This window comes from Paenibacillus sp. MMS20-IR301 (genome assembly GCF_032302195.1).
GTDB lineage: Bacteria > Bacillota > Bacilli > Paenibacillales > Paenibacillaceae > Paenibacillus_AQ.
Genome location: NZ_CP135275.1, coordinates 6,775,923 through 6,795,000 on the forward strand (window position 1 = coordinate 6,775,923; position 19,078 = coordinate 6,795,000).

Here is a 19,078-nt window from a genome sequence, read left to right on the forward strand (position 1 = left end):
CATCCTTTAAACATTTAAATAATTATCTAAATATATAATAAGTCTTTAAGGGATATTATGTCAATGCAGTAAGAACTCTCAAATAGGAATGTCCCAAACCCTATAAGTAGAAGTCGTAATGCTGCATATGCTAGAATAGGCTAGGAGAAGCTGGATACATAGAGCGGATGGGGTTTTGGATTCTGCCAGCAGAGTGCCGGGCCAATTACGCAATATACGGGAGGAGAGCTGCAATTGCATTTTTTATCTGATCTGGTTTCAACTTTGCTGGAATGGATTCAGAGCCTGGGCTATTTCGGTATTATGATCGGTCTGATGATTGAAGTTATACCAAGTGAGATTGTGCTGGCTTACGGAGGTTACCTGGTATCACTAGGGGATATTAACTTCTTCGGCGCGGTTCTGTTTGGCACGGTAGGCGGGGTGGTCGCCCAGATTTTTGTATACTGGATCGGCCGTTATGGCGGCAGACCTGTGCTGGAGAAGTACGGCAAATATATTTTCATCTCCAAAAAACATATTGACCATTCCGAGGAATGGTTCGAGAAGTACGGAACCGGCGTTATCTTTACGGCCCGCTTCATTCCGGTTGTCCGCCATGCCATCTCGGTTCCGGCCGGTATTTCCCGCATGCCGCTTGGCAAGTTCACCATGCTGACTACGCTTGCAGTAATTCCATGGAGTGTATTGTTTGTATATCTGGGTTATACGCTCGGTGATAAGTGGGAGACTATTGATGAGGTCGCAGCCAAGTATACACATGAAATTATTCTTGCCGCCCTTGCGGTGATTGTTTTGTATTTCCTGTTCAAGTGGTACAAATCCAAGAAGAAGGGTAGTGCAGTATGAAGCAGAATGTAGCAGCCAAATTCGGTCAGGGCCTGACTCCGCGCCAGTTTGTGGAAGGAATGACGAAGAACCAGCAGGCTTTTGAATCCTGGTATGAGAAATTTGCCTGGGAGGACAAGGATGACCGTGAATTTTTCGAGAGTCTGAATCACCGTGATGATCTGCGTGTACTGATTCTGGCCGCCGACTGGTGCGGTGATGTGGTCCGTAATGTCCCTGTTATATTCCGGATTCTGGAAACCGCAGGCATCAAGACCGAAGTTCTGATTCTGGAAGAAAACCAGGATGTTATGGATCATTTCCTGACGATGGGCGGACGGTCGGTGCCGGTGGTTATTTTTGCAGATACCGGCGGTTATGTACTGGGACACTGGGGACCCCGCCCTGAACATGTACAATCACTGATGAGAGCATTTAAAAGTGAGAATCCGGACCGTGAGGCGGCGGATTACGAGAGCAAAATTACCGAAGTACGCAAAGCGATGGGGCAGGCTTACGGAGAAGGAACGGAATCACACGCGGTTATCGCCAAAGAGCTGCGCAGTCTGATCTCCGGATTCTAAGGCCGATGCTGAATATAAGATCCTATAATCTCGGGGCGCTTCAGACCAACGCCTATCTTTTGACAGGCGCAGACCCGGCGCGGGGTGTAATTATCGATCCGGGCGCTAATCCGGCAGCTCTCCTCCGCGCAACTGAAGGAATGGAAATTGAGGCAGTATTGCTGACGCATGCCCATTTTGATCATATCGCCGGACTGGACGAGGTCCGTAAGGCCAGAAAGTGCCCTGTATATATCCATCCTCTGGAGAGCGAATGGCTGGGCAGCCCGAAGCTGAACGGTTCGCTGATGTGGCCGGAAACGACCCCTCCGGTGAGCACGGATCCGGCAGAGTATGATCTGGCGGAGGGCCAGGTGCTGAAGCTGCTGGGCTTAACCTTCCGGGTGCTGCATACGCCGGGGCATTCACCGGGCAGTGTCAGCTTCCTGTGCGGCAATGATCTCTTTTCCGGTGATGTATTGTTCAAAACGGGAGTGGGCCGCACCGATCTTCCCGGCGGCAGGGAACGTGATCTGTTCGATTCGATCCGCGGTAAGCTGTACCGGCTGGATGAAGAAGTGAAGGTATATCCCGGACATGGTCCGCGTACCTCCATCGGATTCGAGAAGCTTAACAACCCTTATGTCCCCATGTAATGACGGATTTATGCGGGATATGACATAAAGCGGGAAATTAGAGATAGACAAGAAGATACAGAGTTGCTACAATATTGTTAATTAAATGTAACATTTACCTCGCGAAGCACGCAGACTGTGGAATAATCCCGGTTTGCGTTCTTTTTTTTGTCTATATGTCTTTAATCTCATGGGGGGAAGCGGAATGAAAGAGGATATTCATAATTATTTGGATTATGGGGAATATGATGCTGATGAGGCAGGAGTCGCCGAACGGAATGAGACGGACTATGCTGCAGGTGAACACGATTCTAAATGCACCCTGTTCTGGCGGTTTCCGAGAGGCAAGGGGAAGGTCCAGCCCTGGAGGCGCAGGCTGTGGGAGCTGCAAAATAAATCCGACCGTGAATGAACGATATATGGTACATAAGCGTATTACAGGTGTGATTGAAGGAAAATGAGGAGGGGCTATGGGCGACGGGATGCTGGAGAAGATCAGCCGTGCGCAGCAGGGGGATGCTGCGGCGCTGGCTGCACTGCTGCAGGAGCATTACTCCTTTCTGTACAAATATCTGATTAAAGCCACCATGGATCCTTCGCTTGCTGAGGAGCTGGCTCAGGATACCATGGTCAGATGTATGGAGAAGATCGGGACGTATAACGGAGCCTCTGCCTTCTCTTCATGGCTGATTACGATTGCCAGCCGGCTGTATATTGACCGGAAGCGGCGGTGGAAGCGTGAGGCAAAGTGGCAGGAGGAGCAAGGGGTACGAAGTATCCGCTGGAGGTTCGAGAGCAGGGATATGGAATGGAGCGAGGTGCTGGACGCCTTATCCAGGCTGTCCGCTGCCCAGAGAATGGCTGTGCTGCTGAAGCATTATTACGGGTATGGCTATGATGAGATCGGGGGAATGCTGCAGATTCCCTCCGGTACGGTCAAGTCAAGGGTAGCCGCCGGACTGAATCAACTGCGAAGGGAGCTGGATGAGAATGAAGTTTAACAGTGAGGAAGAACTGCTCGGCAGGCTGTCTGCGGAGCTTGAGAATCTGGATAAGCAATATGCGGACGCCGCCCCGCCCTCATTGCCTGAGCTTGAGCAGCTCATTGCTGCAGAGACAGCCCGCCGGAGCAGCAGGCAGCGGAAAGATCTGCTGATATTCTGCATAGTGGCACTAATCGTGCTCAGTATAGTACTGGCCATTCTCAGCTCTGCTCCGGTGCTTTATTTGGGGCTGCAGGTGCTGATCCCGCTGGCTGCGGTTTGCAGCCTGTGGATAGCACGGATCAGGCTGCGGCGGGAGGAGTACGAAGAGTGAAGGAGCTGCAGGAGGTGCCTTTTTGGCTGTGGATTCTTGTAGCGGCTGTACTGATGGTGCAGGGAACCCTGCTGTTTCGTGATGCCCAGAGAAGAGGCAAAGGCAGGATGGCCTGGTTCTGGGGAATCTGGGGGATCACGGGTGCCCCTACACCTGCTGTCTGCTATCTGCTGCTTGTAGTTCTCCCTGATAGACGGAAGCGGAACACAGGAAGACAACGATGAAAGAACATAGAAGCTTTTAGTGAAGAAGGCAGGATTGAAGTAGAGAGGGCGGAGGCTATGGATAAAGTGAACTTAGGATTGATCTGGCCGCTGATTGCACTGCAGGTCCTGCTCGCAGCCGTAGGTCTGATCTCACTGGCGAAGGCAGAACGGGTGCGCGGGCCGAAATGGATGTGGGTGCTGTTTTTGATTTTCGGTAATCTGCTCGGCAGCATAGCTTATTTCACACTCGGAAGGAAGGAGCCCTAATGCCGCTGCTTGAGGTTGATAATCTGCGTAAGAGCTTCGGCGGGCAGCTTTCGGTGGACGGCATCAGCTTCGGGATTGAAGCCGGGCGCTGCGTTGCCCTGCTGGGGCCAAACGGAGCGGGCAAGACGACAACGCTGCGCATGCTCGCCGGACTGCTGCTGCAGTCCGGCGGCAGTATCACCTTCAGCGGCTATCCTCCCGGCACCGATTACCGCCGTGAGCTGGGTTATCTGCCGCAGTCTCCGGCTTTTTACAGCTGGATGAGCGGACTGGAATATACTGTATTCGCCGCCAAACTGAGCGGGATGAATGCCAGGGAGGCAGCGCTGGAAGCAGGTGAGGTGTTGGAACGGGTAGGGTTAAGTGCGGCGGCCCGGCGGCGGATCGGCGGTTATTCCGGCGGGATGAAGCAGCGCCTTGGGCTAGCCCAGGCTCTGGTCCACCGTCCCCGGCTGTTATTGCTTGATGAACCCGTCTCCGCGCTTGATCCGATCGGACGCCGGGAAGTAATGGAGTTGCTGCGTGATATCCGCAAGGACACCACAGTAGTATTCTCAACCCACGTACTCCACGATGCTGAAGAGATTTGTGATGATGTCATACTAATGAATCAGGGAGCCATTGCTGTCCAAGGAACCTTGGCGCGGCTCCGTACAGAATACAGTCTTCCGGTTATCAGATTGACTACGGCCAAGGAAGAGAAGGCAATCCGTTGGCTGGAGGAGCTTAAGCATAAGTCTTTTATTGAGGAAGCCAGTGTGTCGGACGGCAAGGCAGTCTTTAATGTGAGTGATGTTGAGCTCGCACGCCGGACGATTCTGCAGGAAGCAGCCGGGCTTGATATTCCGCTGCTGCAATTTGAAGCGGGCTCATCCACACTGGAGGATCTGTTCATGAAAGTGGTGGGAGCATGAAGAAGCTACGGGTCTTATATGCGCGGGAGATGCTGGAGGCTGCACGCAGCTATAAGCTGATCTGGATCCCTGTTGTATTCATTATTCTCGGCATTATGCAGCCGCTGGTAACCTTCTATATGCCTGATATTCTGGCAGCTTCCTCCAATGTGCCGGCAGGGTTCTTGGAGAGCTACGAGATGCCGGGTGCTAACGCGGTGATGGCCGAAGCTCTGGGTCAGTACGGAACGATCGGCATGCTGATTCTGGCGCTGGGAGCTATGAATAGTCTGGCGGGGGAGCGGGCCGCCGGTACAGCAGAGCTGCTTATGGCTAAGCCGGTTTCACCAGCAGCGGTTGTTGCTGCCAAATGGGCGGCTAATTTGACCGTGTTAATCGTTGCGCTGGGGCTAGGCGCCGCAGGTGCCGCATATTATACGGTCCAGCTCATGGGAGCTTTGTCTTGGAGTGCAGCAGCGGTATCCTCTGGAATTTACGCCTTATGGCTGCTGTGCACAGTCTCGCTGACACTGCTGTTCAGTGCCTGGCTGCGCGGACCGGCGGCAGCTTGTCTTGCTCTTCTGCTGGCGGCGGGAATGAGCCTGGGCTATAGTCTGCTGCCTGATTGGCTTGGCTGGACACCTGCTGCCTTGCCTGCGGTATCAGCGGGAATTTTGAATGATAGCGGCCCGGCTGGCGGAGCTCCGGTGATCTCTGCGGTGGTGCTGATCATACTCTGCATTGCTGGAGCATCGCTGCTGGCAGGCAGGAATAAATTGCCGGATTGAAAGATTTTCAATAGAACAGCACGCTTTCAAGAACTTTCAGAGAATTTTCTGCCAAAATTCATTATACGGCCTTCCTGCTGCTGGACAGCTCTATCTTTTTTTAGTAGACTGTTGAAACAAGCAAAACCATGATAGATTTTGGTCAGGAGGTAGGACGATGCTGCGTTTAGGAGAGAAGATTGTCATTGTAGCGGACGTTTTTGAGCAGAGTCTTCCTATCGGAGACTACGGCTACCTGATTGCTTACGACCGCAATCCTGATAACGCGTTTGATTATGTCATTCGTGTACCCGAGGCCAACCGGAATTTCTATGTGACAGCCGAGGATATCGAGGCCGAAGAACAATTGCTGGTAGCTGAAGCTGAAAGGGCGACGCACGAGGCTCTGATAGATTATGCACTTTCGACATACAACGAGAAGCTGTTTCATCATTTGATGAACGGCGAGGAAGCTGAGTCGGAAGAGCAGGAAACTGCACCCAAAGAGAGTTTGTCCCAGGCGGAATTCATCAAGCAGGTGAATCTTCGCGCTTGGATTTAAGTAAAGAAAGCCGGCGCAAGCCGGCTTTTTTTTAGATTATATGTTTTGGGGTCCCCGCAAAGTACCTGAATCAGCATCCATGAAAAGCCCCGCTTTGTGGGGTTATTTTGTTCTAATATTAAGCATAATCCGCTGCACCGTCACCACACCAGCCTGCCATCCCTTCTATAACGAGCCGATCCCGCCGGCAATTGCTTTTAACACCGCCTCCCGCTGACTCGTTAATCCGCCACCCTCCGTCCCGTAGCTTCAAGCCCAAGCTGAACTTCTTAATTCTTCCTCAAATGACAAGCGCATTGAATTGTAGAGCCGTCTACAATATAATTAAAATCGTTATCCGGGCGCTTTAGCCCTTTAAACAGGAGGGGATATTTGTTATGAGCATCACCGTCAAAGATGTGCAGCATGTGGCCAAGCTGGCCCGTCTGCAACTAAGCCCGGAAGAAGAGGGTACCTTCACCGAACAAATGAATGCTATTTTACAATATGCAGAGAAATTAAATGAGCTGGATACCGAGAATGTTCAGCCGACTACACATGTACTGCAGGTCAGTAACGTGATGCGGGACGATGTGGTCAAGGAGAGCCTCTCCCAAGAGGAAGCTTTGCTTAACGCACCGGAAGAGGAAGACGGGCACTTTAAGGTTCCCGCTGTTCTAGAATAGCTAGGATAACTATTAACCGTGAGGAGGAAGCAAGTTGAGCCTGTTTCAATATCGATTACCGGAAGTACATAACATGCTGAACAGCAAAGCGGTTTCGGTCAGTGAGCTGACTGAAAGCTCGCTGTCTGCGATTGCTGATCATGACAGCAAGGTCCATGCTTTTTTGACGCTGAATGAAGAAGGGGCCCGCGCTTCCGCGCGCGCACTTGACGACAAGTTGGCTTCGGGGGCCGCACGCGGTCTGCTGTTCGGACTTCCTGCCGGAATCAAAGATAATATCGTGACCAAAGGGCTCCGCACCACCTGCGCCAGCCAGTTCCTGACTAATTTCCAGCCGATTTATGATGCGACCGTAGTCTCTAAGCTTCGCCAGGCGGATGCGGTGACGATCGGCAAGCTGAATATGGATGAATTCGCCATGGGTGGCTCGAATGAGAACTCCAGCTTCGGAGCGGTGCGCAACCCGTGGGATCTGGAACGCGTTCCCGGCGGATCAAGCGGCGGCTCTGCAGCGGCGGTGGCAGCCGGTGAAGTGTTCTTCACCCTCGGCTCCGACACCGGCGGTTCCATCCGCCAGCCAGCCTCCTATTGCGGAGTGGTTGGCCTTAAGCCAACCTACGGCCTCGTTTCACGCTACGGCCTGGTGGCTTTTGCCTCTTCACTGGATCAGATCGGCCCGATTACCCGTACGGTTGAAGATTCAGCTTATGTGCTTCAGGCGATTGCCGGTTATGATGCCCAGGATTCGACTTCCGCTAAGGTGGATATTCCGGATTATCTGAGCTCACTGACCGGTGATATTGCCGGTCTGCGCATTGCTGTACCGAAGGAATACATCGGGGAAGGCGTAGATGCTTCAGTCCGTGAATCCGTGTTGTCTGCACTTAAAGTGCTGGAGGGTCTAGGGGCTGTATGGGAAGAAGTCTCACTCCCGCACACAGAGTACGCAGTGGCTGCATATTATCTGCTGTCCTCTTCAGAGGCTTCCTCTAACCTGGCCCGGTTTGACGGTGTACGTTACGGAGTCCGTGTAGATGAAGGCGGCGGCTTGCTTGACCTGTATCATAATTCCCGCAGCAGGGGTTTTGGGCCGGAGGTTAAACGCCGGATTATGCTTGGTACTTACGCACTCAGCTCCGGATATTACGATGCTTATTATCTGAAGGCACAGAAGGTCCGCACCCTGATCAAACAGGATTTTGATGAAGTATTTAAGAAATATGATGTTGTGATCGGCCCGACTGCACCAACAACCGCCTTCAAGCTGGGTTCCCAGACAGAAGATCCGCTGACGATGTATCTGAATGATATCCTGACCATTCCTGTCAGCCTGGCTGGTATCCCTGCGGTTAGCGTTCCTTGCGGCTTCGCGGAGGGTCTGCCTGTCGGTCTGCAGATTATCGGCAAAGAGTTCGACGAGAGTACAGTACTGCGCGTTGCGCATGCCTTTGAACAACATACAGAGCATCACAAAGCGCGCCCGCAATTGTAGCTGTCAGCAGTAGTTGCCCACAAAACTTTTAAGGGATGAGATTATCTATGTCTAAATATGAAACGGTCATCGGGCTGGAAGTTCATGTGGAGCTTCATACCAAGTCCAAAATCTTCTGCGGCTGCTCGACAGAATTCGGTGCGCCGCCTAATACGCATACTTGTCCGGTTTGTCTCGGCCACCCCGGTGTGCTGCCGGTACTCAACCGTCAGGCGGTAGAGTATGCGATGAAAGCAGCTATGGCACTTAACTGTACCATCGGCGATGTCAGCAAATTCGACCGCAAAAACTATTTTTACCCCGATTCACCCAAGGCTTACCAGATCTCGCAATATGATCAGCCAATCGGCCTGAACGGCTGGATTGATATTGAAGTGAATGGGGAGACCAAACGGATCGGTATTACCCGCCTTCATCTGGAAGAGGATGCCGGGAAGCTGACCCACGTAGACGGCGGTTTCGCTTCGCTTGTTGATTTCAACCGGGTCGGAACGCCGCTGATTGAAATTGTGTCTGAGCCGGATCTGCGTTCTCCGGAAGAAGCGCGTGCTTATCTGGAGAAAATCCGTGCCATTATGCAGTACTGTGATGTATCCGATGTGAAGATGGAAGAGGGCTCAATGCGCTGTGACGCGAATATCAGCCTGCGCCCGGAAGGGCAGGAAGAATTCGGTATCCGGGCAGAACTCAAGAACATGAACTCTTTCCGTGGTGTTCTCCGCGGACTTGAGTACGAGCAGGTACGCCAGGCAGAGATTCTGGACGATGGCGGTATCGTTGTGCAGGAGACCCGGCGCTGGGATGAAGCCGGAGGCAAAACGCTGTCCATGCGCGGCAAGGAAGAAGCCCATGACTACCGTTATTTCCCTGATCCGGACCTCATTGTGCTGCATATTGATGATGCCTGGAAGGAAGCAATCCGCTCCACGATTCCGGAGCTTCCGGATGCGCGGCAGCTGCGTTACAGTGAAGAATTCGGTCTGACCGCTTATGATGCCGGAGTGCTTACCTCGTCTAAGCTGCTGGCTGATTTCTTCGAGGGCAGTCTTGCCTATACCCGGGATGCGAAGGCTGTAGCCAACTGGATGATGGGCGATCTGCTCGGCTACTTAAACGGGGGCAATCTTGAATTATCCCAGGTGAAGATTACTCCGCAGGGGCTGGGTGAGATGATCGGCCTGATCGCAGGCGGAACCATCAGCAGCAAAATCGCCAAAACTGTCTTCAAGGAAATGCTGGAGAGCGGTAAGCTGCCTGCAGTCATTGTTGAAGAGCAGGGACTGGTCCAGATCAGTGATGAAGGGGCAATCAAGAAGATCGTACAGGATGTGGTTGCCGCAAATCCGCAATCGGTCGAAGACTACAAGGCAGGCAAGCAAAAGGCGATCGGCTTCCTCGTAGGACAGGTAATGAAGGAAAGTAAAGGCAAGGCTAACCCGGGCCTCGTGAATACGCTGCTTGCTGAAGTGCTGAACAGCTAACAACGGCTTTATGGGTAATAGATTATAGAATCACGGAGTACAGGGCTTGTCGGCAACGGCAGGCCTTGTGCAGTATATAAGGGGATTGTACGGATGAATACTATAATGAAGCTGGATCTGCAGGATGAGTTGACGCTGAGTGAGCTCTGGAGCCTTCAGCATAAGGCATACCGCCTGGAAGCGGAGATCATAGGTTTCCGCGATATCCCGCCGCTGCTGGAGACCAGGGACATGCTGAGCCGGGTCAAAGAGGAATTTTACGGCTGCTTTAACGATGCTGAGGACCTTCTGGGCGCAGTTGCTGTATTGGAGGAGGAACCCGGCATACTGACTGTTACCCGGATGATGGTAAGCCCGGATCACTTCCGCCAGGGCGTGGCGGGCAGGCTGTTAGAGTTTATTTTTGCCAGACATGCCGGGATGGAGCAGTTTATTGTGTCAACCGGCAAGCTGAATACTCCGGCAGTGCAGCTGTATACCAAATACGGGTTCATTCCTGCAAATGTTGAAGAAGTAGCTCCGGGTGTGGAGCTGGTAGAATTTCACCGCAGAGGCGGATTGCAATGATAAGCGAACCTGATGTTCTGAAAGGAGGAGTGCCGGGATGAGTTCCGATTACAAGGATCCTGACCCTATACCCGCACCGGATGATGAGAATGCTGTAGCTATGCCGGAAACAGATGCTGCAGAAGAACAGGCTGCCCCCTATATTCCTCCCCGCCAAAAGCGCCGTCCGCGCAAACGCAAATTCATAGCCGGCTTGCTGGCTGCGGTTATTCCCGGTACGGGGCATTTGTATCTCGGACTGCTCCGCAAAGGGATCACTTTCATCTATCTTATTCTGCTGGATATTATGGCTTTGCTGTATTTCTCATCTATCGGCATGCAGATTAATGTCCCGCTGCTGATCGTACTGGCGCTGCTAATCCCGGCAATGTATTTCTACAATGTGTTCGATGTGCTGCAGTCGGCTGACCGGATATTGCGGCTGCCTGAGGAGCAGGACCCGGAGCTGCCGGACACTCAGAATTCTGCCCAAAAAACAGGCCGCCGCGTAAAGATCGGCGAGCCGGGAGTTTCCTTCGGAGTACTGCTGCTTGTTGGCGGAGTGCTGCTCTTTCTCTTCAACCAGAAGCCGGCCTGGCTTCAAGTGTTCATTCAGAACTCCGCCGGTGCTGCCGTAGCGGTTCTATTGATGATTCTCGGCCTGCTGGTGGGCGTACGGGAAGTCGCGAAGGAGGCACTCGCCCGGCAAGGCAAGGAGCGGAGAAGCCGGCGGGCAGGCAGATACACTGCTGCAATTGTACTGGCTGGTGTCGGGGTTCTGCTTCTCCTGGACTGGCGTTCAGGAACGGAACATATGCTGCTTCTGCTGCAATGGTGGCCGGTGGTACCCGTATTATGGGGGGCGGAGTATCTATTGCTGTATTTCCTGTCCCGCCGCCGGAACAGGGGGGCTGGCACAGGAAGAACCAAGCCCGATCTGCGCGGGCTGATTTCTGCTGTTATACTCGGAGCCATTGTATTTATTGTAACGGAGCAGGAGCATTACCTGCATTTGTGGAACCGGGTTAGTCTTAATCTGACGGTTGCTGCAGTGGATTACGGGGAATCCGAAGGCGGCCGTTATGAAAAGGCTCCGGTGATTGTTCCGGTCGAGCTGAATACGTCCTCAATTGATATTGAAGCAATTAACGGAGATATTCTGATTCACAGGGCGGCTGTGGAGGATATTGAGATCAAAGCGACTGTGTGGGTGGACCAGCTGGACGGTGTACAGGCAGAAGCGATTGCGGATCAATCGTTTGTTGAGGTAACAGAAGGGACGACAATCAAGATTACGCCCCAGGGCAAGGCGTATGGTGACTCCGGCAAACGCCAGCCGCGGATGAATCTCGATATCTCCTTGCCGGAGGACCGGCGTTTCAATCTGAATGTGCGTACAATGAACGGCGGGCTCACTTTACAGAATGTTGAGGCCATCGCCGATATTTCACTCGAAACCGGGAACGGGGAGCTTATTCTGCACCGGATCTTCGGTAATGTAAAAGGCAAAACCCTGAACGGTGCAGTGCGCGCCAGAAACGTCCAGGGCGGTGTTGAGCTGACTACAAACGGCGGAGATATGGGTGCCTGGGAAGTCAGCGGGGCGCTGAAGCTGTCAACGGCAGTTGGTAATATATCGGCAACTGACAGCGGTGATGCCCAGGAGCTGTCCACCAAGAACGGCAACGTTGAGATTTCCGGGGTGAGGGCGAAACTGAAGGCAGAGTCACTAAATGGCCGGATTACTGTGCGCTCAAATGATTTTGGGGGAGACTGGGATATCTACAGTGCTGTAGGAGATATCGACCTGCACTTGCCGGAGTCGGGTAATTATGCAGTGGAAGGCTCCAGCGGCTACGGGGATATTATAACGGATCTGCCCGAATTGACAGTTGACCGTAAAACCCTCTCCGGCCAAATCGGCACCGGTGAATTTAAGCTGCGTGTGGATGGAAACAGCAATTTAAATGTGAGCAAATATTGAATTAAGTAATATTTATTATATAATAATAAATATAATGTAATGACTTAATTGACAACATTGAAAGCCCGGTCTTACAATTACATTAGAGTTATTATTAAGTTGTATATTAAAGGCGGTGGCATGGATGGGTAGTGGCGTACAGCATGCATTGGAGCAACTAAAGACAACTGGTGTCCGTATTACGCCTCAGCGTCATGCGATTCTAACGTATCTGATGGAAGCGATGAATCATCCTACGGCAGACGATATTTACCGGGCGCTTGAGCCCCAGTTTCCAAGTATGAGTGTGGCAACTGTGTATAACAATCTTAAGATGTTTATGGAAGCGGGTATGGTCCGTGAGCTGACCTACGGTGACAACTCCAGCCGTTTCGATGCCAATGTGTCTGATCATTATCATGTCATCTGCCAGGAATGCGGTAAGATTGAGGATTTCAGCTATCCCTCGCTTCATGAGGTCGAGCAGCGTGCCGAATCTGCTACAGGCTTTAAGATTCATGGATTACGCATGGAGCTGTATGGCGTCTGCAAGTGCTGCGGTGAGAAGCAGCACTGAAATAAGTAATTTAACTATAAGCGTGTAGGACCGGACATGGGTTCTGCACGTTTTTTTGTGAGGCGGATTCTATTAATCTGTTACAAATATACAAACCTTCCAGGAGATTGACGCAACCTATAAGACCGGTATGGCGTATACTTAACAGAAGAGTTACCTGCATTCAAATACAACCGTTTGGAGGATATATTTTGGACAGAAGCCAGAGACATAGACGCGGCCGAAAGCGCAGAGGTCTTTTTCCCCGTTTTTTAGGACTTGTAATTATAGCTGCAGCAGCCTTCTGGGTTGTTTATTATGTATTGCCTAATCGTGAACATGTGGATCCGGACTGGAAGGGATTGGAGAAGCCTGTGTTTGCAGGAGGCGAGCTTACCGGCTATTCTGCTTCGGGTACCGGAGACAGTCTGCTTTTGCCGCTGCCGCTTTTGCAGGAATATGTTGACCCGGCGATCCGTTATGAAGAAGAGAGTAAATCTGTAATCCTGTCAACAGACAGCAGCTTGCTGTACATGCAGGAGGATTCTACATCAGCCAGTCTGAATAATGAACCGCTGCAACTGCGGCTGGCGCCTGAAGAGAAAGATGGGGTGACCTATCTTCCGGCAGATACATTAGAGGATTTGTATGGCTTTGATATAGAAGAAGATACCGGTACCGGTGCTGTTCTGCTTATGACTGCCGGGGAAACTGTACCGCTCGGAAAGGTAAAAGGTAAGGAAGGCGGAAGAACGAAGGCACTCCGTACTGAAGCTTCGGTACATGCGCCAATTGTTGCGGATATGCAGCCGGGAGCTATCGTGAAAATCTGGAAATCGGACACGGATGGCTGGTTATATGTTCAGGTAAGCAGCGGGTATACCGGATACGTTAAGACAGATGACATTATACCAGATGGTACTAAAACCGTAGTCCAGCAGCCGGCTGTACCTACGCGCGCAGAACGAAGCTGGAAAGGCAAAGCCGTTAATATGTACTGGGAGGCAGTATACGAGCGTAAGCCGGATCCGTCCAAATTTGCGGAGTTGCCTGGTGTGAATGTGGCTAGCCCAACCTGGTTCAGAATTGTTGATGTGGAGGGCAATGTACGCAGCCAGGCTGACAGTGCCTATGTAGAGTGGGCGCACGGACAGGGGATGGAGGTCTGGGGACTGCTGAGCAACAGTTTTGAAGCAGATCTCACCACTGAAGCTCTATCCACGTATGACCGGCGGATGAATACTATTGTACAAATGCTGAAGTACGCAGATCTGTACAATCTGGATGGCATCAATATTGATTTTGAGAATGTATATACCAAGGATGGGCCGAATGTTACCCAGTTCATGCGGGAGCTGAAGCCAATGGCCCAGAGCCGGAACCTGATTGTGTCCATTGATGTTACGCCGAAATCAAACAGCGAGATGTGGTCTAAGTTTCTGGACCGCCGTGCGTTAGGTGCCGTGTCGGATTTCCTGATTGTCATGGCGTATGATGAGCATTGGGCAGCAAGCCCTGTTGCGGGCTCGGTGGCTTCTCTGCCGTGGGTGAATTCTTCGATCAGCCGGATTATTGAAGAGGATGATGTGCCGGCGGAGAAGCTGATTCTGGGCGTACCGCTGTACACCCGTATCTGGACGGAAACTACGGAGAAGGGCGAAACCAAAGTCAGCTCCAAGGCTGTCAGTATGAATGCCGTTAAGGAAATTTTGGCTGAGAAGAAGCTGACACCGGTATTTGATAAGGCGGCGGGCCAGAATTATGTGGAGTATAAGGAAGAAGATGTGCTTCGTAAAATATGGATCGAGGATAAGGTTTCGCTGGCGGCAAGAGTCGAGCTTGCACAATCCTTTGGTCTTGGCGGCATAGCCGCATGGAACCGCAGCTTCGGGAATACGGAAGCGTGGGAAGCGTTGCAGGCAATTATTAAATAGTCATACAAAAGGGTGTTGTCCATAGCGGACAGCACCCTTCTGTGGCATATGATGATCAATTCAATAAGCCCTAATGCCCGAAGTTGATTAATGCTTAAGCTGCTGAAGCTCAAGCTCATCGGCTGTGATGGTCGCTTGTGCCGGGTCAAGCGTAAGAACAGTGTGGCAGAACATGCAACGGTCAGTTTTACCCAGCATTTTAGTCAGTTTGTGGCACTCCGGGCATTCCAGCTGAACAGCACTGGTAGAAAGCATACCCGCCCAGAAATAAATCGCCAGACTGGCCATCATGGAGACGAGACCAATAACCAGGCCGACCGCAGCAATTACCTTTCCGGCTGAGCCCCAGAATACAATACCTGCTGTTCCCATAATCATCAGACCCATACCCAGCATCGTAAGAAGCAGTCCCCAGGTACGAAAAGCATTGATTTTGGCCGATTTAAATTTCATGAGTATTTGCTCCTTACTGAAATATAGTTCGGTTGCCCAGAAGGAACTGATATGAATATGTCGAATATTACCTGTGTAAGAGAATTATAACTGACAGGATGCAAAATCGCCAAATTTGATGGAGGGAAGTATGGAACTGTCTAATTTGACCCTATTGAGTGGGGAGACGTTTGATGAGAATGTTCTTGGAGCCGTTGCTTTGCCTCAAGGAGGCAATGCTACATTCCAGAGTGCTCTGCTGCATGATTTCGATATGGTAGTGCTCATGCTGCACGAAGAACAGGAGACAGAGCGGATCATAACCCATACTATTGCAGGTGACCGGCGGACTCAATCAGTGCACGTGGGGCTGTCTGCGCTGGAACGGGCTGTGATGGCAGGGGATAATAATGAACTTCTGACCAGTTTAATGTCCGGTGAGGTGATTTGGGACCCGCAAGGGATACTTGCTGAGATGCGGAAGCAAATCATACAATTCCAAGGTCCGTTGAAAGAGCGGGTATTATTCATGGAGTTCTCCCGATTTTTACATATGTATGTAAAATCCAAGCGGTATCTCGAAGCAGGCTGCACGATGGATGCCTACAATTGCGTTCTGATTGCACTGTATCATTGGGCGCGGATAGAGGTAAGCGAGGCTGGGGTATTTCCGGAACCCGCGGTTTGGGGACAGGTCAAGAGCTTGAACTCGTCTGTTCATAAGCTTTATGAAGAATTGACAGTCAGTACAGAAACGCTTGAGCAGCGGATCGAACTGATTTTACTGGCTTGTGAATTTGCCTTAATGTCCAAGATGACGGATTGCTGTGCCATGCTGTTAAATATTCTTAGCAGCCGCAAAGAATCCTGGAGTATTAAGGAATTGCTGCAGCATTCAGGCCTGAGCCAGTTACAAGCGGAGCTGCCGTTTGTTCTGCGTAAGCTTGTTTCCCGTTCATTAATTAGAGAGATTACTTCATGGGCTGTTGAAGCCGGAGGTGGACACGGGATTCGGTATACACTATAGTCCGCCAGTGATTCCCATGAAACATAGCCCGTTATAAATAGCACCAAACGTATGGAGAGAGGCACTGTACTCTCTTTTTTTGTTGTGCATTTCTGTATTAGAGCGCAAGCTGTATAAAGGCTGAAAATGAAGGGGATATTTAGGGTTGACTTAGGCAATGTTTATGTGATAAATTATAACTCGTCCCTCAGACACAACGAAGAGCTGCAAAGCATTCGTAAATCAGCCGAAAAAGAAATTGAAAAAAAGGCTTGACGAAAACGAGGCCGACATGATATATTATAAAGGTCGCTGCTGAAACAAAAACAGCGACGAAAGATGAGACCTTGATCTTTGAAAACTGAACAACGAGTGAGTATCGGAATTTACTTATGTGATTCCAAAACAGAGAATGTAAATTCTCGTCAGATGTTTCAAAATGAGCAATCGCTCTTTAGATAGTTTTCGGATGGTTATTTCCTCGGAGTGATTCGGGTGAAGTGGCCGCTCGGAAAAACCTAATTGGAGAGTTTGATCCTGGCTCAGGACGAACGCTGGCGGCGTGCCTAATACATGCAAGTCGAGCGGAGTATTTCCTTCGGGAAATGCTTAGCGGCGGACGGGTGAGTAACACGTAGGCAACCTGCCCTCAAGACTGGGATAACTACCGGAAACGGTAGCTAATACCGGATAATTTCTTTTTTCTCATGGGAGGAGAATGAAAGGCGGAGCAATCTGCCGCTTGAGGATGGGCCTGCGGCGCATTAGCTAGTTGGTGAGGTAACGGCTCACCAAGGCGACGATGCGTAGCCGACCTGAGAGGGTGAACGGCCACACTGGGACTGAGACACGGCCCAGACTCCTACGGGAGGCAGCAGTAGGGAATCTTCCGCAATGGGCGAAAGCCTGACGGAGCAACGCCGCGTGAGTGATGAAGGTTTTCGGATCGTAAAGCTCTGTTGCCAGGGAAGAACGTCCGGTAGAGTAACTGCTACCGGAGTGACGGTACCTGAGAAGAAAGCCCCGGCTAACTACGTGCCAGCAGCCGCGGTAATACGTAGGGGGCAAGCGTTGTCCGGAATTATTGGGCGTAAAGCGCGCGCAGGCGGTCATTTAAGTCTGGTGTTTAAACCTTGGGCTCAACCTGGGGTCGCACTGGAAACTGGGTGACTTGAGTACAGAAGAGGAAAGTGGAATTCCACGTGTAGCGGTGAAATGCGTAGATATGTGGAGGAACACCAGTGGCGAAGGCGACTTTCTGGGCTGTAACTGACGCTGAGGCGCGAAAGCGTGGGGAGCAAACAGGATTAGATACCCTGGTAGTCCACGCCGTAAACGATGAGTGCTAGGTGTTAGGGGTTTCGATACCCTTGGTGCCGAAGTTAACACAGTAAGCACTCCGCCTGGGGAGTACGGTCGCAAGACTGAAACTCAAAGGAATTGACGGGGACCCGCACAAGCAGTGGAGTATGTGGTTTAATTCGAAGCAACGCGAAGAACCTTACCAGGTCTTGACATCCCAATGAAAGCATTAGAGATAGTGCCCCTCTTCGGAGCATTGGAGACAGGTGGTGCATGGTTGTCGTCAGCTCGTGTCGTGAGATGTTGGGTTAAGTCCCGCAACGAGCGCAACCCTTGACTTTAGTTGCCAGCAGGTAAGGCTGGGCACTCTAGAGTGACTGCCGGTGACAAACCGGAGGAAGGTGGGGATGACGTCAAATCATCATGCCCCTTATGACCTGGGCTACACACGTACTACAATGGCCGGTACAACGGGAAGCGAAGCCGCGAGGTGGAGCCAATCCCAGCAAAGCCGGTCTCAGTTCGGATTGCAGGCTGCAACTCGCCTGCATGAAGTCGGAATTGCTAGTAATCGCGGATCAGCATGCCGCGGTGAATACGTTCCCGGGTCTTGTACACACCGCCCGTCACACCACGAGAGTTTACAACACCCGAAGTCGGTGGGGTAACCCGCAAGGGAGCCAGCCGCCGAAGGTGGGGTAGATGATTGGGGTGAAGTCGTAACAAGGTAGCCGTATCGGAAGGTGCGGCTGGATCACCTCCTTTCTATGGAGAATCGTCTTCTGCAATGAAGACATTCAAATCGGAAGTTAAACTTCCAAAACTCAGGTTTAGGCCTGTTACTCACTCGTTGGTCAGTTTTGAGAGTTTAAGCTCTCAAGTAACATCTTGATCCTTGAAAACTGGATACCGAAACGAATTTGCGTTTTAGAACATCTTTTAGCTGAAACTTGTGTAAGCAAGTTGAAATAGTTATTAGTTGATACAGCGATTTTCCTACGGAAAACGCATGGTTAAGCTAATAAGAGCACACGGAGGATGCCTAGGCGCCAGGAGCCGACGAAGGACGTGGCGAACAACGAAACTGCCTCGGGGAGCTGTAAGCAAGCTTTGATCCGGGGGTGTCCGAATGGGGAAACCCAGCTGTGGTAATGCACAGTTACTCATACCTGAATACATAGGGTGTGCAGAGGCAGACCAGGGGAACTGAAACATCTAAGTACCCTGAGGAAGAGAAAACAATAGTGATTCCGTCAGTAGCGGCGAGCGAACGCGGAACAGCCTAAACCAAGGGGCTTGCCTCTTGGGGTTGTGGGACGTCTCACATGGAGTTACAAAGGAATATGGTAGGTGAAGAGGTCTGGAAAGGCCCGCGATAGAGGTAAAAGCCCTGTAGCCTAAACTGTGTTCTCTCCGAGACGGATCCCGAGTAGTGCGGGGCACGTGAAACCCCGTATGAATCCAGCAGGACCATCTGCTAAGGCTAAATACTACCTGGCGACCGATAGTGAAACAGTACCGTGAGGGAAAGGTGAAAAGCACCCCGGAAGGGGAGTGAAATAGAACCTGAAACCGTGTGCTTACAAAAAGTCAGAGCCCGATCTATGGGTGATGGCGTGCCTTTTGTAGAATGAACCGGCGAGTTACGTTTAACATGCAAGGT

The 19,078-nt window shown here is 51.4% G+C and carries 20 protein-coding genes and 2 rRNA genes (1 of these 22 running past the window's edge); 21 read left to right on the forward strand and 1 reads right to left on the reverse strand.

Going from position 1 to position 19,078, the window contains the following annotated elements:
• The first annotated feature begins 234 nt into the window (after positions 1-234).
• The 18 genes from LOS79_RS29195 (at position 235) to LOS79_RS29280 (ending at position 14,675) form a co-directional block, all read left to right on the forward strand.
• On the forward strand, positions 235-849 hold the full coding sequence (locus tag LOS79_RS29195) for an undecaprenyl phosphate transporter UptA (protein ID WP_315414328.1): 615 nt from the start codon (positions 235-237) through the stop codon (positions 847-849).
• Positions 846-1,412 (forward strand): thioredoxin family protein, encoded by a 567-nt coding sequence (locus LOS79_RS29200; protein WP_315414330.1) that lies wholly within the window; start codon positions 846-848, stop codon positions 1,410-1,412. The genes LOS79_RS29195 and LOS79_RS29200 overlap by 4 nt, the downstream gene beginning before the upstream one ends.
• Positions 1,413-1,417: 5 nt before the next feature.
• Positions 1,418-2,047, forward strand: a complete 630-nt coding sequence (locus LOS79_RS29205; protein ID WP_315414331.1) for an MBL fold metallo-hydrolase — start codon at positions 1,418-1,420, stop codon at positions 2,045-2,047.
• 184 nt (positions 2,048-2,231) lie between these two features.
• Positions 2,232-2,438 carry a hypothetical protein gene (locus LOS79_RS29210; RefSeq protein ID WP_315414332.1) on the forward strand — a complete coding sequence of 69 codons (207 nt, stop codon included), beginning with the start codon at positions 2,232-2,234 and terminating at the stop codon, positions 2,436-2,438.
• Between the two features lie 58 nt (positions 2,439-2,496).
• Complete coding sequence (gene sigY, locus LOS79_RS29215; RefSeq protein WP_315414333.1) at positions 2,497-3,027, forward strand: RNA polymerase sigma factor SigY; 531 nt, start codon at positions 2,497-2,499, stop codon at positions 3,025-3,027.
• A complete protein-coding gene (locus LOS79_RS29220) occupies positions 3,017-3,343 on the forward strand; it encodes a YxlC family protein (protein ID WP_315414335.1) in 327 nt (108 codons plus the stop codon). The genes sigY and LOS79_RS29220 overlap by 11 nt, the downstream gene beginning before the upstream one ends.
• Entirely contained in the window at positions 3,340-3,567 is a 228-nt protein-coding gene (locus LOS79_RS29225; protein WP_315414336.1) for a hypothetical protein, read from the forward strand. Before LOS79_RS29220 ends, LOS79_RS29225 begins: the two co-directional genes overlap by 4 nt.
• 57 nt (positions 3,568-3,624) lie before the next feature.
• A complete protein-coding gene (locus LOS79_RS29230; RefSeq protein ID WP_315414338.1) occupies positions 3,625-3,816 on the forward strand; it encodes a PLD nuclease N-terminal domain-containing protein in 192 nt (63 codons plus the stop codon).
• Complete coding sequence (locus tag LOS79_RS29235; RefSeq protein WP_315414340.1) at positions 3,816-4,730, forward strand: ABC transporter ATP-binding protein; 915 nt, start codon at positions 3,816-3,818, stop codon at positions 4,728-4,730. The genes LOS79_RS29230 and LOS79_RS29235 overlap by 1 nt, the downstream gene beginning before the upstream one ends.
• On the forward strand, positions 4,727-5,497 hold the full coding sequence (locus LOS79_RS29240) for an ABC transporter permease subunit (RefSeq protein WP_315414342.1): 771 nt from the start codon (positions 4,727-4,729) through the stop codon (positions 5,495-5,497). The genes LOS79_RS29235 and LOS79_RS29240 overlap by 4 nt, the downstream gene beginning before the upstream one ends.
• Before the next feature lie 157 nt (positions 5,498-5,654).
• The gene (locus tag LOS79_RS29245) at positions 5,655-6,038 is read left to right on the forward strand and encodes an ATPase (RefSeq protein WP_315414345.1); all 384 of its coding nucleotides are present in this window, start codon (positions 5,655-5,657) and stop codon (positions 6,036-6,038) included.
• Positions 6,039-6,415: 377 nt separating this feature from the next.
• Entirely contained in the window at positions 6,416-6,703 is a 288-nt protein-coding gene (gene gatC, locus LOS79_RS29250) for an Asp-tRNA(Asn)/Glu-tRNA(Gln) amidotransferase subunit GatC (protein ID WP_315414347.1), read from the forward strand.
• Between the two features lie 34 nt (positions 6,704-6,737).
• Positions 6,738-8,195, forward strand: coding sequence for an Asp-tRNA(Asn)/Glu-tRNA(Gln) amidotransferase subunit GatA (gatA, locus tag LOS79_RS29255; protein WP_315414349.1), 1,458 nt, complete (start codon positions 6,738-6,740; stop codon positions 8,193-8,195).
• Between the two features lie 35 nt (positions 8,196-8,230).
• Entirely contained in the window at positions 8,231-9,676 is a 1,446-nt protein-coding gene (gene gatB / locus LOS79_RS29260) for an Asp-tRNA(Asn)/Glu-tRNA(Gln) amidotransferase subunit GatB (protein WP_315414350.1), read from the forward strand.
• Between the two features lie 93 nt (positions 9,677-9,769).
• Positions 9,770-10,243, forward strand: a complete 474-nt coding sequence (locus LOS79_RS29265; RefSeq protein ID WP_315414352.1) for a GNAT family N-acetyltransferase — start codon at positions 9,770-9,772, stop codon at positions 10,241-10,243.
• A 37-nt stretch (positions 10,244-10,280) separates the two neighbouring features.
• Positions 10,281-12,206: a DUF4097 family beta strand repeat-containing protein gene (locus LOS79_RS29270; protein WP_315414354.1), complete on the forward strand. Its 1,926-nt coding sequence runs from the start codon at positions 10,281-10,283 to the stop codon at positions 12,204-12,206.
• Between the two features lie 124 nt (positions 12,207-12,330).
• A complete protein-coding gene (gene perR / locus LOS79_RS29275) occupies positions 12,331-12,762 on the forward strand; it encodes a peroxide-responsive transcriptional repressor PerR (protein ID WP_315414355.1) in 432 nt (143 codons plus the stop codon).
• A 191-nt stretch (positions 12,763-12,953) separates the two neighbouring features.
• Positions 12,954-14,675, forward strand: coding sequence for a glycosyl hydrolase family 18 protein (locus tag LOS79_RS29280; protein WP_397386708.1), 1,722 nt, complete (start codon positions 12,954-12,956; stop codon positions 14,673-14,675).
• 87 nt (positions 14,676-14,762) lie between these two features.
• On the opposite strand, the gene LOS79_RS29285 is transcribed toward LOS79_RS29280, so the two are convergent.
• Positions 14,763-15,128 carry a DUF2614 family zinc ribbon-containing protein gene (locus LOS79_RS29285; protein WP_315414358.1) on the reverse strand — a complete coding sequence of 122 codons (366 nt, stop codon included), beginning with the start codon at positions 15,126-15,128 and terminating at the stop codon, positions 14,763-14,765.
• Between the two features lie 130 nt (positions 15,129-15,258).
• On the opposite strand from LOS79_RS29285, the gene LOS79_RS29290 reads away from it, so the two are divergent.
• The 3 genes from LOS79_RS29290 to LOS79_RS29300 form a co-directional block, all read left to right on the forward strand.
• Positions 15,259-16,134, forward strand: a complete 876-nt coding sequence (locus LOS79_RS29290; protein ID WP_315414360.1) for a nucleotidyltransferase-like protein — start codon at positions 15,259-15,261, stop codon at positions 16,132-16,134.
• Positions 16,135-16,632: 498 nt separating this feature from the next.
• Positions 16,633-18,180: ribosomal RNA gene (locus tag LOS79_RS29295) — 16S ribosomal RNA — on the forward strand.
• 246 nt (positions 18,181-18,426) lie between these two features.
• Positions 18,427-19,078: ribosomal RNA gene (locus tag LOS79_RS29300) — 23S ribosomal RNA — on the forward strand; it runs 2,274 nt beyond the window's last position.
• Together the 16S and 23S rRNA genes form the textbook arrangement of a ribosomal RNA operon.

Excerpts from the sequence above, each read along its gene's own strand:
- LOS79_RS29290 (WP_315414360.1), top strand. The coding sequence starts at position 15,259 with ATGGAACTGTCTAATTTGACCCTATTGAGTGGGGAGACGTTTGATGAG.
- LOS79_RS29220 (WP_315414335.1), top strand. The coding sequence starts at position 3,017 with ATGAAGTTTAACAGTGAGGAAGAACTGCTCGGCAGGCTGTCTGCGGAG.
- LOS79_RS29265 (WP_315414352.1), top strand. The coding sequence starts at position 9,770 with ATGAATACTATAATGAAGCTGGATCTGCAGGATGAGTTGACGCTGAGT.
- LOS79_RS29235 (WP_315414340.1), top strand. The coding sequence starts at position 3,816 with ATGCCGCTGCTTGAGGTTGATAATCTGCGTAAGAGCTTCGGCGGGCAG.
- LOS79_RS29245 (WP_315414345.1), top strand. The coding sequence starts at position 5,655 with ATGCTGCGTTTAGGAGAGAAGATTGTCATTGTAGCGGACGTTTTTGAG.
- LOS79_RS29240 (WP_315414342.1), top strand. The coding sequence starts at position 4,727 with ATGAAGAAGCTACGGGTCTTATATGCGCGGGAGATGCTGGAGGCTGCA.
- LOS79_RS29200 (WP_315414330.1), top strand. The coding sequence starts at position 846 with ATGAAGCAGAATGTAGCAGCCAAATTCGGTCAGGGCCTGACTCCGCGC.
- LOS79_RS29270 (WP_315414354.1), top strand. The coding sequence starts at position 10,281 with ATGAGTTCCGATTACAAGGATCCTGACCCTATACCCGCACCGGATGAT.
- gatB (WP_315414350.1), top strand. The coding sequence starts at position 8,231 with ATGAGATTATCTATGTCTAAATATGAAACGGTCATCGGGCTGGAAGTT.
- perR (WP_315414355.1), top strand. The coding sequence starts at position 12,331 with ATGGGTAGTGGCGTACAGCATGCATTGGAGCAACTAAAGACAACTGGT.
- LOS79_RS29230 (WP_315414338.1), top strand. The coding sequence starts at position 3,625 with ATGGATAAAGTGAACTTAGGATTGATCTGGCCGCTGATTGCACTGCAG.
- gatC (WP_315414347.1), top strand. The coding sequence starts at position 6,416 with ATGAGCATCACCGTCAAAGATGTGCAGCATGTGGCCAAGCTGGCCCGT.
- LOS79_RS29210 (WP_315414332.1), top strand. The coding sequence starts at position 2,232 with ATGAAAGAGGATATTCATAATTATTTGGATTATGGGGAATATGATGCT.
- sigY (WP_315414333.1), top strand. The coding sequence starts at position 2,497 with ATGGGCGACGGGATGCTGGAGAAGATCAGCCGTGCGCAGCAGGGGGAT.
- LOS79_RS29285 (WP_315414358.1), bottom strand. The coding sequence starts at position 15,128 with ATGAAATTTAAATCGGCCAAAATCAATGCTTTTCGTACCTGGGGACTG.
- LOS79_RS29205 (WP_315414331.1), top strand. The coding sequence starts at position 1,418 with ATGCTGAATATAAGATCCTATAATCTCGGGGCGCTTCAGACCAACGCC.